This is a genomic window from Methylocystis rosea (genome assembly GCF_003855495.1).
GTDB lineage: Bacteria > Pseudomonadota > Alphaproteobacteria > Rhizobiales > Beijerinckiaceae > Methylocystis > Methylocystis rosea_A.
In genome coordinates, this window is record NZ_CP034087.1 from 93,702 (window position 1) to 108,029 (window position 14,328).

Below are 14,328 nucleotides of genomic sequence, written 5' to 3' on the forward strand. Positions count from 1 at the left end.
GATTTACGGGTCTTCCGTAATATAGTGCGAGGTAAAGGAGTTTTGCCATGGCCTCCACCGTGACCGCAGCCGAGGTTTCTAAAAATTTTGGCGCCTATCAGGACGCTGCCGTGCGCGATCCCGTGATCATCACCAAGAACGGCCGTCCGCGCACCGTGCTGATGGCCTATGAAGATTACGTCCGCCTGTCGAAGCGCGATCGCCGGGTCGAACGCACTGTAGAGCTAAGCGAAGCCGACATTCAGGCCGTCGAGCAGACGCGCATGGCGCCGGGGTTTGAAGCTCTGAACGTAGAGCTCGATCCGCCGTTGTCTGGAAGATGATCCCGACGGAAATCAAAATCGGTCATGTGTTCCGTTACGCCTACCTCTGGGATCGGCAGAGCCGAGAAGGAAGAGAAGAAGGCGACAAAGACCGGCCTTGCTTGGTGTTGGCGATTGTCGCGATCGAAGAAGATGGCGCTCGAGTGGTTCGCGTTCTTCCGATTACCCACGCGCCGCCCGCGGATCCGACTCAGGCGATCGAGATACCACCGAGAGTCAAGCAAAGGCTGGGGCTTGATGACGAACGGTCGTGGATCGTGCTGAGCGAGAGCAATCGCTTCACCTGGCCCGGCCCCGATCTACGGCCGCCGCCGCTTGAAACCGCCGATGGATATTATGGTCCGTTGCCGCCGGCTCTGTTTGACGCCGTGAGGCGCGGCTTCGTGGCTTTAGCTCGAAGCGGAGGTCACACCAGTGTGCCACGTAGCGCGTGAGGAGGGGCGGGCACCGCATTCGTCCCCGCTCGGGTGAGATCGCCGTCTCGCACGGTCGCGGATCAAGCCGCCTCGACGCCCCGTCGCGGCTCGAATTTCCGGCCGGCGGCACGGCCTGCGTGGTAGGCGTCCGGCGCCACGCTGCGCTTGCGGTTTTGCGACTTGGCATGGAAGGACAGCCCAAGTTTTTCCAGTTCGTCCTCGATAACGGAGGCTTTCATGGGCACGAGATCGCGGCCCGTCGAAAGCCTGTTGGCGGCGTCGCGCTCGACTTTTAGGCTCTTCAGCTTGTCGCCGATTCCATGCGCGAGCCCGATTTGGAAGGAACGCGTCGATACACGCCGCGCGCTGGAAGCAATAGTCATATCCTCGTTCTTGAAGCGCGCCGTTTCGGTCGCGAAGGTCACGACGATCAAGTCGTAAAGGTAATGCGCCGCCTCGACATCCGCCGGCAGGCCGAAAAAAACGTAACGAATTGCGCCGCTCGCTCCCGTCTCCATCCACATTTTACAATCGCAGAACAGGGCGATCGTCGGTATGCATTCGTCGATTGGCGCCCGCCGCTGTCGGCCGGTGTCGACGCCAACGCCCTCGCAGGCCTGATCGCGCATTTCGACTTCGCCGAGCGACAACCCGTAGCGATCGAGCAGTTCCGCGACTTTCTTGGCGGAGGCCAGCGCCTCCTGTTCGGTGCAGCCCTGCTCGACGGTTTTGGCGCGCAGCGCCTGGATGCGTTGTAGAACCCGCGCGAGCTCCGCGTCGCCGGGGCCCTTGTCGGCGGCCACGCGCCGCGACGCCATCACGCGGCGGCGTAACTCGTCGAACACCGCGCGTGCTTCTCTTGGCAGGCGATTTTCCGCGATGGCGCGATCAATTTCCGCGGCCATCGATTCAAACGATCGATCCTCGTCGCCTGAGCCTGCCGCGGCGCGGCGATCCAGAGTCTCCATCATGATGAATCCGATGCGCGAAAAAGCCTCGGCGAGGTCGCCGCGGCCGTGCTGGCGTGAGATGGCGTTCCGCGTCAACGCCTGAAACAAATGCCGCGCGGCGGCCAGTTTGCGCGCCTCGCGGATCAATGCGGCCTCGGGCTCATCGCCTTTCTTCGTAGCCGCGAATGCGAAGGCAAGGCGATCGAGATCATCGTATTCGTCTTCCTCGGCGACCTCCGCGAGCTCTTCGAGCAGATCCTCGGGGAAAAGATTCAGGCCTTCGATCCGCAAGCCGTCATGGCGCATGACATGCCGATAGACGGCGGCGGCGCAACGACGCGGATTGGACATTCCCGCGCCCGGCCGCACGAAGGTGAGGCCTTCGGCGAGCGCGCCAGCATCGAGCGGCGTCAACGGTCCGAGCGCGACGAACCCGCCGTCAGGCAGCGGCGCGAGCCAAGTCGCGACATAGGCGCCCAGGGCGGCGTCGGGAATGTCCTCGTCGAATAGGGACAGGTTTTTCCCACTGGCCATATCCTTCACGCTGAGCATTTGCGGTGTGACGCGGGATTTCAACTGAATGAGATAAAAGCTCGCCCGGCCCAGGGCATCCAGGGCCGCGCGTCCCCCCTGATCGGCGTCCGCGCGTCGCTGGCGGATAAAGCGTTCGATCGGCGCGGCGCCGAGCAGCGCAGGCGTGAATAGCGCCAGATAGCCCGCGAGCGCAAAAGCCTCCATGAGAAGTATGACGCTGGAGGGAGCGTTGGGATCGAGGTTCTTTTTGGAAAGCCAGTGCCGCGCGGTTTCCTCTACTTTTGCTGGGGAAACGTTCGCGACGGCGTCAAGGCAAAATTCATCGATTCGCTGCGCGAGAAGCGCATTTTCGCTTTCCGGGGCGCAACCGCCTCTATGAGATGCAGGTCGTCTCGCTTCTCGCCGGCGCGCCATTTCGTATCTCTCCCGCTTCGAATCGCCTTGAACAGACTATCAGCGCGGCGCGGTTCGAAGACGCCCAGGCCGCGTCTTCCACTGGGATTTTGCGCCGGAATCCCCGAACCAACAGCGCGTGATTTCGCGTTACAGCCCCGCCGCCTTGGTGAGATTGACTTTGAAGCGGTCGCGTTTCCTCTGGTATCGACGCGTCATCTCGGCGCTGGCGTGGCCGAGATGCTTTTGCACATGCGCTTCCTCGATTTGCGCCGAGGAGGCGAGGCCGGCGCGCAAGCTGTGGCCAGAGAAGGCGAGGCGCCGCTCGCCCTCGCTCAGATCGCCGCGAATCCCGGCGGCGAGCGCGGTCCTTTGGACGAGGCGAGCGACGTGTTTGTCGGTCAAGCGATCGGCGGACACGCCGCCGTTCTTGTGGGCGATCGGTCGAAATAACGGCCCATGATTGATGCGCCCGAGCCGCATCCAGGTTTCGAGCAGCGCGACGGGGCAGGTTTCGGGACGGGAGCCGCGGCCGATTTCGACCTCGCGCCAGCCGGTTTTGCCGGAAATCTGCAGCACCGCGCCGCCGTCGTTGTTGCTGGCGCTGGATATATCCGCGCCAGGAGGAAAAATTTCGACCCAGCCGGTTCCGTCCTCGCTCTGATCGGGCCCGCAATCGAGGCCGACGATTTCCGACCGGCGCAGACCGCCGGCGAAGCCCAGCGCGAGAATCGCGCGGTCGCGGATCCCACGCAGATCCATCTCGAGCGTCGCCAGCATCGCCAGCAGCTCGTCGGCGAAGATCGCCTCCTTCTGGACCGGCGGGCGGCCATGGGCGCGGCGGATGCCGGCGAGCACGGTGGAAATGTGCCGATCTGACGCATCGAGTGGCGCGCCGAGCTGGCGGTAGCGCCAGCAGATGCCCGAGAGCCGTCGCTCGAGCGACGATACGCTCAAAGGATCACGCCCGCTGGAACCCTCCATGCAGGCGGCGAGATAGAGCCCGACGGTTTGCGGGTCCGGGGGCAGGGGGTCAAAACCCTGGCGGCGCAGCCAGGCGGCAAACTGCCGCCAGTCGGCCTCGTAGGCGCGCCTTGTGTTTTCGGAGCGGGCGTTACGGGCGTAATCGCGCGCCTTTTCGGAGAGCGCGGCGAGATGGGGAGCCGCCGGTCGCTCGATGAGCCGCGCGTCGGTTTGGACGTCTTCGTCGGGCGGTGAAGTGGCGGTTTCTTCCGACATGTGCCCTCGGCAGTTTTCGACATTTTCCAACGGCGGCTCGGGAATCCCGATTCGACCGGTCTCATAAGTCCTGCGCCAAATTTCGGCGGCCGAAAAAAAGGGCTACATCGGCCGGGCTTTCCCACGGGTGAGAGTCCGATTGTCGGACCGCCGCCCCCCGATTGCCGGCGCAGTTCCATAAATTATGCTCGAATTCCCGAAATATTCGGGCGGTTTCGTCCCATAAATTGTGAATCGGCTTCCGGCAGCATTGAGCCTCGGTGTCGGATTGTCGCAATTTCTGGGACTCCGGGGCATTGGAATCTTTGGACTTCGCTGTTGCATAATTTTGGGATCGATTCAGAATTTCAGGGACCGGCGTCGAGTTTGATTCGTAATTTGTGGAACCAGATTGCTGCGAGACGGCAAGGCTGTCCATGGATATTGGCGACATCGACCCGCAAGAATGGGCGGCGGCGCAACGGCGCGCGGAGGTTCTCTCCAAGCTGCCCGAGCGGCCTTCGGGCGAGCAAATCCGCGACGCCATGGCGGCGCTCGGGGTCGGCCGGACGACGCTGTTTCGCTGGTTGAAGCGGTTTCGAGAGAGCGCCCGGACCAGCGCGCTGGCGCCGCGTCGTCGCGGCCCCCAATCCGGGATGCGTCCGCTGACGCCTGATGTTCTCGCCGTTGTCGAGAAACACTTCCGGGAGTTCTACGCGACGCGGCGGCGTCCTACGTTGACGCGGTTCTGGGCCGAGGTCGCCGCCGATTGTCGGCGCCAGGGATTCCCCGTTCCGTCCATTCGCCGTCTGCGTCGCTGGCTCGATCGCCAGGACGAGGCCGAACTGCTCCGACGGCGGGAAGGCAAGGGCAAGTCGGAGCCGATTTTTCTGGCGACGCCGGGATCGTTGGAGGCGAGTGCGCCGCTGGCGATCGTGCAGATGGACCACACCAAGGTTGATGTGACCGTCGTGGATCCCATCACCCGGCTTCCCATTGGCCGGCCGACGCTGACGCTGGCGATCGACGTCGCCACACGGATGGCGATGGGCTTCCATCTGTCGCTCGATCCGCCCTCGCTGACGGCGGTCGCGCTGTGTCTGACCCATGCGGTGATGGACAAGACGCGTTGGCTGGCGGCGCGCGGGATCGCGGCGGAATGGCCGGCGCGGGGAATACCCCGCGTCATCCATGTCGACAATGGCGCCGAATTCCATGCGCTGGCTTTTGAGCGCGCCTGCGCCGAACACGGCGTGGATCTCGTTTATCGGCCGCCGGGAACGCCTCGTTTCGGCGGCCACATCGAGCGGCTGATCGGGACGATGATGGGGGCGGTCCATCTCATTCCGGGGTCGCATTTTTCCAACATCCGCGCGCGCGGCGATCTCGATCCGGAGCGGCAGGCGGTGATGACCTTGCGCGAGCTCGAGACCTATTTCGCCCTGGAAATCGTCGGGGCCTATCACGCGCGGATCCATAAGGCGCTCGGGGCGCCGCCGGCGGCGGTCTGGCGGGCGCGCATCGACGAGGTCGCTGTGCGCATGCCCTGCGACGTCAGGCGGTTCCTGATCGATTTCCTTCCCGCCGAGCGGCGCGTTTTGCAACGTGACGGCCTGCATCTCCATCACATCCGCTACTGGTCTGACGAGCTGCGCTGGCTCATGGGGCGGGGCGCGGAAAAGCTCACGGTGAAATACGATCCGCGCGACCTCTCGGTGGTCTTCGTGCGGGTGGGGGAGGGGTATCTCGAAGCGCGCCCGGCCGATCGAACGCGCCCTTCCATCGCGCTGTGGGAGCAGCGGGCGGCGTTGCGGGCCTTGCGCGCGGCGGGCCGCCGGGCGGTCGACGAGGAACAGATCTTTTCGACGATCCTTGCTCAGCGCGCTTTGGTGGACGAGGCGGTGCGCGCCACCAAGGCAATGCGGCGCGACGCGGCGCGGCGTCCCAGATCGCCGCCGCCGAAGACGATTGAGGTCCCGCAGGCCGCCGCGCCGCGCGCGGCGGACCCGCCGCTGGTGCTGCCCTATTTCGAGGTGGAGGAATGGGATGACTGAGGATTTTGAGCATTTGTTCGCCACGATCCGTCCAATCGCCGCGCTGAGCTCGGAAGAGCGGTTGCGGCGGATTCGCGCCGACCGCTGGATCAATTACCCGCGGGCGCAGCAGGCGCTGGCGATGCTCGAGGAGCTGATCTCGTTTCCCCGACGCGCCCGCATGCCCAATCTGCTGATCGTCGGCGAGTCCGGCATGGGCAAGACGATGATCGTCGAAAAGTTCGCGCGCGATCACCCCGCCTATTTCGACGCCGTCAATGGGCTCAAGCGCATGCCGGTCGTGCTCGTCCAGATGGTCTCGGGGCCGGATGAAGCGCGGTTTTACAAGCGGCTGCTCGCGGCGATCGGCGCGCCGGAGCCGACCCGGCCGACGCTCGGCGCTTTGGAGAATGTGGCGTTGCGTGTGCTGGAGCAGGCGCAGCCGGGCATGCTGGTCATCGACGAGGTGCACAGCCTCCACGCGGGCACGGTGCGCGAGCAGGCGCGGTTCCTCAACATGCTGCGGTTTTTGGGCAACGAGCTGCGCATCCCGCTCGTTTGCGTCGGCACCCAGCAGGCCCGCAATGCGCTCAAGACCGACGAGCAACTCGTGCGCCGCTTCGAGGCCATCGCGCTCCCGCCCTGGCGGAACGACCAGGATTTCGCGGCGTTGATCGGAAGTTTGCAGCGCACGCTGCCGTTGCGCCGGCAAAGCGAGATCGGCGAGCGGGCGCTCAAAAGCATCCTTGAGACGACGGGCGGCGTCACCGCTGCGATCTTCTCCTTGATGACGCGGCTTGCCGTCGCCGCCATCGTCAGCGGCGAGGAGCGGATCATGGGATCGGATTTCGAGGTCGCCAGGACGACCTCGTTGCTCGGGGAGGCGGTGTGAACGCGGCGGCGCTCGCCTCGCTCTTGCCTGTCGCGCCGCGACCGGCGGCGGAAGAGCGCCTGTCGTCGTGGCTGTCGCGGGTCGCCGGGATATACGGCTTATCGGCGAGCGCGCTGCTCGACCATTTCGGGCTCGCGGGAGTTTCGCCGCTGACGCTGGAACAGGACCTGTCGGCGGGGCAGGGGGCCTTGATCGCGGCGCGCGCCGGGCTGAGCGCGTCCACGATCGACGCGATGACATTCGCGACCCTGGCGCCGCACGCCCGTGTCATGATCGCGCCGAGCGCCAGATATTTTTGCCCGCTTTGCGCTCAAACTCCCGCGATCGGCCGCAAGGATGCGGCGCTGCCCTGGACCTTTTGGTGTTCCGTGCACGGCGTTCGGCTGCGGGGGCGCGACAAGCGGCCGATGCAGAGCTTTCTGCCCGAAAGCGTTCTCGAACGCCTCGATCCGCTGGCGCGCCGCGGCGTCGCCCGCTTGGCGGCCTGGGCCGAGGAGCGCGACGCCGTGGGCGAGATCGACCCGCCGGTTCCGGAGCTGCTGCGGTTCCTGACCACACCCTACCGTCGCCCGTCGCCGCCATCCCTGGCGGAGCAGCCGCGACTCTCACTGGAGGCGCGCCGCGCCAACCACGCGTTTCTGACCCGGCCGATCGTCCGCCAGGCCCTGCTTGTCGCCGCGCCGGAATATGATCGCTTCGCGCCCGTGCTCGCCAAGCCAGTTCGCCCGGGGCTCGCCGCGCTCGCGTGCGGCTCGCTCTTACAGAACTACGCTTTGGCCGTCGGCGTGGCGCGCCTGACCGAAAATCCCGTCGAACACGCGGCGGCGGCGCTGGCGGCGGCCGACGCCGAGGGGGAGACGAACCTGCGTCGTATTTTGAGGACCTGGCCGTCTGCGACGCGCCGTCGCATCGGCGTCGAGTTACGACGCCTGACCGACGCGCAGCCGGCTGGAAAGGCTCCGCGACGGCGTCGATTGCAGCGCAGTTCCATAAATTATGCGCGAGTCCCACAAATTTCGGCGCGGCTTGTCCCATGAATTGTGAATCGGCATTGCGAAATTATGCGCGGTCCCGCCGCGCCGAGCGCCCAATCCCACAAATTATGGCTGTCCGACACCGCGCCGTTCGAGCGGAAAAAATCCGACGCCTCGGCAGGCTTGCCGGGTCGATTTCAAGGCTGGATCGCCCGGAACTATGGGGCAATCGAATCATGTCCGATAAGCCCACATTATCGGACACGCGGGCGAGACGACAAGCCCGGCGGATGCGTCGCGAGTTTTAAGCATAAAGCGCCGCGGCGACTTGCCCGCGCACGCGTTCGCGGCTTACGATTCCGCCATGCTGCAGAGCGATTCGTCTGCCTGTTTGGAGATCGACACGACGTCAGGCGCGGCCCCGCAACGTCGCGCCAGGCGCCGCCGCGATGCGGCCCCGAACCCGCCAAAACCCTTAGAAATTCGGCCTTTTCCGCAGTGGGCGAAGGTCGGCGGCGTTCAACACGACGCGGCCAGCGCGCACTTCTTCGCCGGCGTCGCGCTGGCGCGGCTCGACCAGGTTTTGCGTTCCGGCGCCGATGTTTCGCGCGCCGGAATCGACTCCGCCGATGTTTCGAGCGCCGGCGGAAAAGCCGCCGATGGTTCGAGCGCCGGCAAAAACTTCGGCGAAGCGGGCGCGGAACCCGTCTTCGTCGGCGCATTGCGCCAGCGCCTCGCCTTGCGCGCCGCCGCCACCTGCGCCGCAATGGCGCGCCTACGCGAAGATGAAGTGGCGCTGCGCGACGCCGAGCATCTCGCCGGCTTTGACGCCGCGCCGACGCCGGGCGGACGCCTGCATCGCCTGTGGCGTCTCTTCGCAACGTGTCCGCGGCGGCCTGACGCACAATATTTTCGCGTCGCCGCCGATTGTCTCGACCTGCCGCACGACATCGATTGCGCCGCGCTCATGTACGAGAATTTGACGTGTGCAAATCCGCTTACCGCGGCGGCGCGTGTGAGCGCTGAGGCGGCGCAAATCTTGGTCGACGCGCCGCAAATCGACGCGGAAATTTTCCCCCTATGGCTCGCCGACGTAACGCTGGCGCGCCGCCTCGGTTGGGAAGCGCCAATCCCTCTTTTGGCGACGACGATTTTGCATCCCTCTTTCCGGGCCACATCGTCTGAGGGCGCAGGAAACATTGTCGCAACGCGGGGTCGTCGACCGCGGCCGAGCGATCCCGATTGGCCTTTGAGCGTCGCGCGCGCCACGGCACACGCTGCGCAGGACGCTTATGCGCTTGCCGGCGAGCTGTCGCGGCGTACTGACACGCTGCTGAACGTCGCAGCGAAATTGCGCGCCAAAGGAGCAGGGCGCGTCATTGCGTTGTTGCTTGCCGACGACTGCGTTTCAGCGCCGCGTGCGGCGAAGGCGGCGGGTCTTTCCGACCGCGCGTCGCGCCGCCTCTTCGACCGACTCGTTGCGCTTGGCGCCGTGCGCGAACTCTCTGGGCGCGCAAATTTTCGACTCTACGGACTGTGATGAGAGAGATCACCGAACTGCGATCCATGAAGACGCGCCGCACTGACGCCACATCGGCGCAAGAAACGCGCGCGCCAACGAAAGGTCGTACGGCGCGGCGCGATCAGGAGTTGCTGTTCGACGCCGATCTCGTCGATCTGCCGCAAGCCATGCGCTGGCGAGAATGGATGGGGCGCGTTGAGGCGGCGATCTTTGCGTCACCCGCACCGGTGACGCGTGAGGCGCTGGCCAAACTGGTTGGGCGCGCCTGCAATTTTGATGATTTGATTTGCGATATTCGCGACGAATTGCGCGCGCGGCCGTATGAACTGGTTCATGTCGCCGGCGGCTACCAACTGCGCACCAAGGCGCGCTACGCCGACGCCATTCGCGCGCTCAACAACGGCGCCCGCGCCGGCGGTCCGCCGCAATTGACGCCGACCGAACTCCTCACCGTAACGGCGATCGCTTATCTGCAACCGGCGACGCGCGCCGAGCTCTCGCGTCTCGCCGGTCGAGAAATCAGCCGTGACGTCATCGGTAGCTTGAAAAGCCTCGACCTCATTGCCGCTGGACCGCGCGCGCCGCAACCGGGCGCGCCTTACGCCTATGTCACGACGAAGAAATTTCTAGAAGTTTTTGGACTCGCAAGTTTGCGTGACTTGCCCGACATCGAAAAGCTCGAAGATGCCGGACTACTGCAGTGCTCCGCCAATGAAATTAAGCTGGATGGCATGTTGGACCCTAGAGATAAGGACGCGATTGAACTCGTGGAGGACATCGACGAAGAGTCGGATTAATTCCGAAGTCGCACGAACGCGGCAACGCAGCACTGCGTTTCTCGTAAGAAGGCGCGTCGACCGGGAGGCTTGCGGTGAAATTATTCGCCCTCAATCCAAACAGCTTTTTGCGGCTCACTCGAAGTTTCCGCCCGGGGACAGGAGGCCGGTAAAACAAAATTTGGCGCCTGGGAGCTTCACTGCGAGACGCCCGCTGGCGAGCGCTCAGAGCAATGCGTTTTGACTCAGATGGTCAGGGCCGAGGACGCGGCCAACGTCAATCTGCGCGTGATGATCCTGAAGCCTAGGGAATTAAAAGGCGGGGTCCTTCGGATTGTTGCGCCGATGAACGTGTTCTTGCCCAATGGCGTTAGCCTCAAGATCGATCAAACGGACATCGGCCGCGTGGGCTTTGTTCGATGCGCGCCATCAGGCTGCATCGCTGACGCGCCGATTGAAGACAAGCTTCTCGATCAGCTAGAGCAGGCTCCGAACGATGTGAATCGATTTGGGATTCCCGAATCGGCTAACATCTGATTCATCATTTCCGCCGCGGAAGGGAGGCGGCGGGCATGGCGCTTTCCAACGATCTTCGCAAACGAGTGGTGGAAGCGGTCGTCTCTGGAGGGTTGTCGCGCAATGCGGCGGCGCAGCGTTTCGAAGTCGGCATCGCCAGCGCCGTGCGCTGGGTCAAGCAATTCGAGACGACGGGAGCAATGTCGCCGAAGGCTACTGGAGGCGATCGTCGCTCCGGCCGTATCGAAGCCCATCACGACTACCTCATGGGACTGATCCGGCGCACGCCGGACATTACGCTGCTCGAGATCCAGGAGCGCCTGATCAAGAACTGCGGTGAGCATTTTTCGAGCTCGGTGCTGTGGCGCTTTTTTGACCGTCACGGCGTCACGTTCAAAAAAAGACCGCGCACGCCACGGAGCAGCGGCGCCCGGACGTGATGAAGCGCCGCATCGAATGGTTCGATGAACAGCCAGATCTCGATCCCGACAATCTCATCTTCATCGACGAAACGGGCGCCTCGACCAATTTGGCGCGCAAAGGCGGGCGTTGCCGGCGCGGACAACGGCTACGCGTCGGCGTGCCGCACGGCCATTACAAGACGGTCACGCTGGTCGCCGGCATCCGCCGTGACGGGCTCGTCGCAGCGAAGGCCTATGATCGGGGTCAGCGCAGAATCTTCCCAAAATTGTACTCTAAGCCGCATCGAGTAGCTCAGAGCGGGGGTTTCTGAGGGGCCGGAAAGCATTTTGGAGCGGCTCGGTCGGCCAAACATAGTCCCCGTTGAAGGTGATGTGCTCCCAGCCGAGCGGCGCGATATGGGCGAGCAAATCGTCACGGACGCGTTCTCCGCTGGAGCGAAGCTCGGCAACGGCGTGGCTGAGATAGACCGTATTCCAAAGGACGACGGCCGAGACGACGAGATTGAGGCCAGAGGCCCGGTAGCGCTGATTTTCGAAGGTCCGGTCGCGGATCTCGCCAAGACGATGAAAGAACACCGCCCTGGCGAGCGCGTTGCGGGCCTCACCCTTGTTGAGCCCGGCGTTTGTTCGCCGCCTCAGAGCCGGGTCGCTGATCCAGTCGAGGGTGAAGAGGGTGCGTTCGAGCCGCCCGATCTCCCGAAGCGTCTTCGCCAGCGCATTCTGTTTGGGGTAAGCGGCGAGCCGACGCATCAGGATCGACGGCGCAACCGTTCCAGCTTTGATTGACGCCGCGAGGCGCAACGTCTCATCCCAATTTTCGCCGATGATGCGGAAGTCGATAGCGCCGCCGATCATCGGGTCGAGTGATTTATATGTGGCGCGAGCATCAGCGACATAGAGCCGGCGATCGGCAAGATCGCGAATGCGCGGCGCAAATCGAAATCCCGTGAGATGGCAGAGACCGAACACGTGATCGACGGCGCCCGCCGTGTCCGTATAATGCTCGCGGATGTCCAGCGAGCATTCGTGGTGAAGCAACCCGTCCAGAATATGCGCGGCCTCGCTGGCGTTGGCGGCGATGACCTTGGTGTGAAACGGCGCATAGCGATCGGAGACATGCGTATAAAACTTGACGCCCGGCTCCGAGCCATATTTGGCGTTGTAGTCGGCGCGCGCCTCTCCATGGCCGCCTGCCTTGAAAAATTGTCCATCCGACGATGACGTGCCGCCGTCGCCCCAGACCCTTGTGAACGGCTGCGCGTGGATCGCTTCGATCAGACACGCGAGCGCCGCCTGATAGGTTTCATCGCGAACATGCCATTCGGCGATCCAGAGCAATTTGGAATGGCTAAATATTTTGGAGCTGCGCGCCATTCGGGCGAGGCCGAGATTGGTGGCGTCCGCGAGTAATGCGGTCATCAGCCCGACGCTCTCCTCGGGCGGCGCGCCGGTTCGCAGATGACCGAAGCGCTCGGCAAATCCTGTCCAACCATTGACCTCGGCGAGAACCTCGGTGATGCGCAGGCGCGGCAACATGCCGTAGAGCCGCCGCGCGACATCGTCTAGTTCATCGTTCTCGTCTTTGCGAATGGGACTGATCGATAATCCTTCTGCGGTTATGGCCGCTTCGACAAGTTTGCCTGCCGACGCGAGCGCATCAATTTCACTGAGCCGCGATTCAAGCAAGGCCGTTCGCTCAGTGCGCCAATCCTCGAAGCGATCCGGGACGGCAAGCCCCAATTCGCCTTCTTGTCGTCGTGTGACAAAAGCCTCTGGCGGCAGAAGAAAATCGCCGAAGGCGCGGAACGCGCGGCTGCCCTCGACCCAGATATCCCCGGACCGCAAACTGTCGCGTAACGTCATCATGACTGCGACCTCATAGGCCCGACGATCAAACGCAGATCCTCGTCCAACGAGCTTGCGCCACGTCGCTTTCAGAAACGCTGTGGGCGGGCGCTGCGGGAGTTGTCTCGGCCGCGCCGCATAAAGTCCGCGCAACAGATCGAGCGCGTCGAGCAATGAGTCGTTTGGCTTCCATGAGTGGAACACAAATGCGTTGAGCAGGACCGGTATCATTCGGCGCACCGTCGGATATCTTTCGACGATTTCGGTCAGATTATCTTCGCGCGTGTTGGTGACGACAATTTCTGTTCCCGCGACGAGCGCTTTCAAGCGTTCCCAGCCGAGCGAGCGTTCGACAGCCGCGTCTTGGTCCTCTCCCGATTCCTTCGCGGCCAACATGGCTTTCGCCATATGAAGAAGCGCTCGCGCCGAAGCATCGAGCGCTTTCGCTCGATGGACAACATTTTCTCTGTAGGCGCGTTCGGCGCGACGGTAGACACCGCCAAGCATCTTGTCGAACATGACCAGCGCCGCGTCCGTGAGGATCGCTTCCATCTCGCGGGCGAACACGACCAGAGTCGCCGTTCGGCGCGGCGTGTCGAACCGCGAAAGATGCTGAGCGCTGAGAATGGCCGTTTCCTTGGCGATCGCCCTGTAACGCGCGCGATGAATCCGTTGCTCGCGATCTGGACCGACGCCCAAGTTGCGGATGAATTGCAAGCGCTCGACGACGCCAACCAGGTTCTTCTGCGTCGGCGCCTCTGGCCAGTCACACAACCAGGCAAGCTGCGTGCGGTCTCTATCGTTTCTGACTGCTATCAACGCCTGCAGTGCGGCGATCGTTTGTTGTTCCAATCCCTCTATAAGATTCGTGTGAGCCTGCTTTCGGGCGCGAGCGCGTGCCGCCAAGCCGATGCGCTCCAAAATTGTCGGCACAGGCAACAAAATGCCACGGGATCTCAAAGCCTCGATCATGGCTGCAACGATCGCATGGCCACGATCCGTGCCTATCGCTTCGGTCGTCGCAATCTTTGCGACATAGCGATAATCATCGCGGCTGAAAGGACGAACGCAAAGATATGACTGTATGTCGCCCAGATGCTCGCGACGGGTTTCGTCACGGTGCGCGTATTCGCTATAAACGTCCGATCCCACTCCGAGCTGTTGTGCCAAAAAAACGACCATGTCGGAGGCGGGAGCCTCCTCACTACCGAGAACTCTGCCGGGAAATTTCAAATAGGCAAGATGCACGGCAAATCCCAATCGATTGGCATCACGACGTCGTTGGCGGATCAATGTCAAATCATCGAGCGAGAACGTGTACTGCCGAACGATAGCTGCCGGATCTGTCGGCGGGTCGAACAACTCAGCCCGGGATTGTGGGGAAAGAATTTCGTGTTTTTTCATTGCTGGCCTCCTGCTGCGCACCCACAAATGGTGGCGCTGCAGTTTGGCCGGGAATTCAAAAATCAGCATTCTTGCAAGAAATCAGAGGTCCAAATCGGGGAGGAGCTGCT

At 63.3% G+C, this 14,328-nt stretch carries 13 protein-coding genes; 10 read left to right on the forward strand and 3 right to left on the reverse strand.

Annotated elements, in window-relative coordinates:
- Nucleotides 1-47: 47 nt before the first annotated feature.
- Complete coding sequence (locus EHO51_RS18295; protein ID WP_124740300.1) at nt 48-323, forward strand: type II toxin-antitoxin system Phd/YefM family antitoxin; 276 nt, start codon at nt 48-50, stop codon at nt 321-323.
- Nucleotides 320-757, forward strand: a complete 438-nt coding sequence (locus EHO51_RS18300; protein WP_124740301.1) for a plasmid maintenance toxin (PemK-like) — start codon at nt 320-322, stop codon at nt 755-757. The genes EHO51_RS18295 and EHO51_RS18300 overlap by 4 nt, the downstream gene beginning before the upstream one ends.
- A 62-nt stretch (nt 758-819) precedes the next feature.
- On the opposite strand, the gene EHO51_RS18305 is transcribed toward EHO51_RS18300, so the two are convergent.
- Together EHO51_RS18305 and EHO51_RS18310 are read right to left on the reverse strand one after the other, a co-directional pair.
- The gene (locus tag EHO51_RS18305) at nt 820-2,427 is read right to left on the reverse strand and encodes a DUF2786 domain-containing protein (RefSeq protein ID WP_164479470.1); all 1,608 of its coding nucleotides are present in this window, start codon (nt 2,425-2,427) and stop codon (nt 820-822) included.
- Between the two features lie 339 nt (nt 2,428-2,766).
- Nucleotides 2,767-3,855, reverse strand: coding sequence for a tyrosine-type recombinase/integrase (locus EHO51_RS18310; protein ID WP_124740303.1), 1,089 nt, complete (start codon nt 3,853-3,855; stop codon nt 2,767-2,769).
- Between the two features lie 416 nt (nt 3,856-4,271).
- Here EHO51_RS18310 and EHO51_RS18315 point away from each other — a divergent pair, with 416 nt between their 5' ends.
- The 8 genes from EHO51_RS18315 (at nt 4,272) to EHO51_RS18350 (ending at nt 11,280) form a co-directional block, all read left to right on the forward strand.
- Nucleotides 4,272-5,888, forward strand: coding sequence for a Mu transposase C-terminal domain-containing protein (locus EHO51_RS18315; protein WP_124740304.1), 1,617 nt, complete (start codon nt 4,272-4,274; stop codon nt 5,886-5,888).
- Entirely contained in the window at nt 5,881-6,759 is an 879-nt protein-coding gene (locus tag EHO51_RS18320; RefSeq protein ID WP_124740305.1) for a TniB family NTP-binding protein, read from the forward strand. The genes EHO51_RS18315 and EHO51_RS18320 overlap by 8 nt, the downstream gene beginning before the upstream one ends.
- Nucleotides 6,756-7,796: a TniQ family protein gene (locus tag EHO51_RS18325; RefSeq protein ID WP_164479471.1), complete on the forward strand. Its 1,041-nt coding sequence runs from the start codon at nt 6,756-6,758 to the stop codon at nt 7,794-7,796. Before EHO51_RS18320 ends, EHO51_RS18325 begins: the two co-directional genes overlap by 4 nt.
- Nucleotides 7,797-8,097: 301 nt before the next feature.
- Nucleotides 8,098-9,273, forward strand: coding sequence for a DUF1403 family protein (locus EHO51_RS18330; protein ID WP_124740307.1), 1,176 nt, complete (start codon nt 8,098-8,100; stop codon nt 9,271-9,273).
- Nucleotides 9,273-10,052 carry an SMC-Scp complex subunit ScpB gene (gene scpB / locus EHO51_RS18335; RefSeq protein WP_124740308.1) on the forward strand — a complete coding sequence of 260 codons (780 nt, stop codon included), beginning with the start codon at nt 9,273-9,275 and terminating at the stop codon, nt 10,050-10,052. The genes EHO51_RS18330 and scpB overlap by 1 nt, the downstream gene beginning before the upstream one ends.
- A 228-nt stretch (nt 10,053-10,280) precedes the next feature.
- Entirely contained in the window at nt 10,281-10,568 is a 288-nt protein-coding gene (locus tag EHO51_RS18340; RefSeq protein ID WP_245435044.1) for an invasion associated locus B family protein, read from the forward strand.
- A gap of 35 nt (nt 10,569-10,603) precedes the next feature.
- A complete protein-coding gene (locus EHO51_RS18345) occupies nt 10,604-10,987 on the forward strand; it encodes an IS630 transposase-related protein (RefSeq protein ID WP_124740310.1) in 384 nt (127 codons plus the stop codon).
- Entirely contained in the window at nt 10,984-11,280 is a 297-nt protein-coding gene (locus EHO51_RS18350; protein WP_124740311.1) for a hypothetical protein, read from the forward strand. Before EHO51_RS18345 ends, EHO51_RS18350 begins: the two co-directional genes overlap by 4 nt.
- Here EHO51_RS18350 and EHO51_RS18355 read toward each other — a convergent pair.
- Nucleotides 11,243-14,218, reverse strand: a complete 2,976-nt coding sequence (locus tag EHO51_RS18355; RefSeq protein ID WP_124740312.1) for a Tn3 family transposase — start codon at nt 14,216-14,218, stop codon at nt 11,243-11,245. The genes EHO51_RS18350 and EHO51_RS18355 overlap by 38 nt on opposite strands.
- Nucleotides 14,219-14,328: the final 110 nt, after the last annotated feature.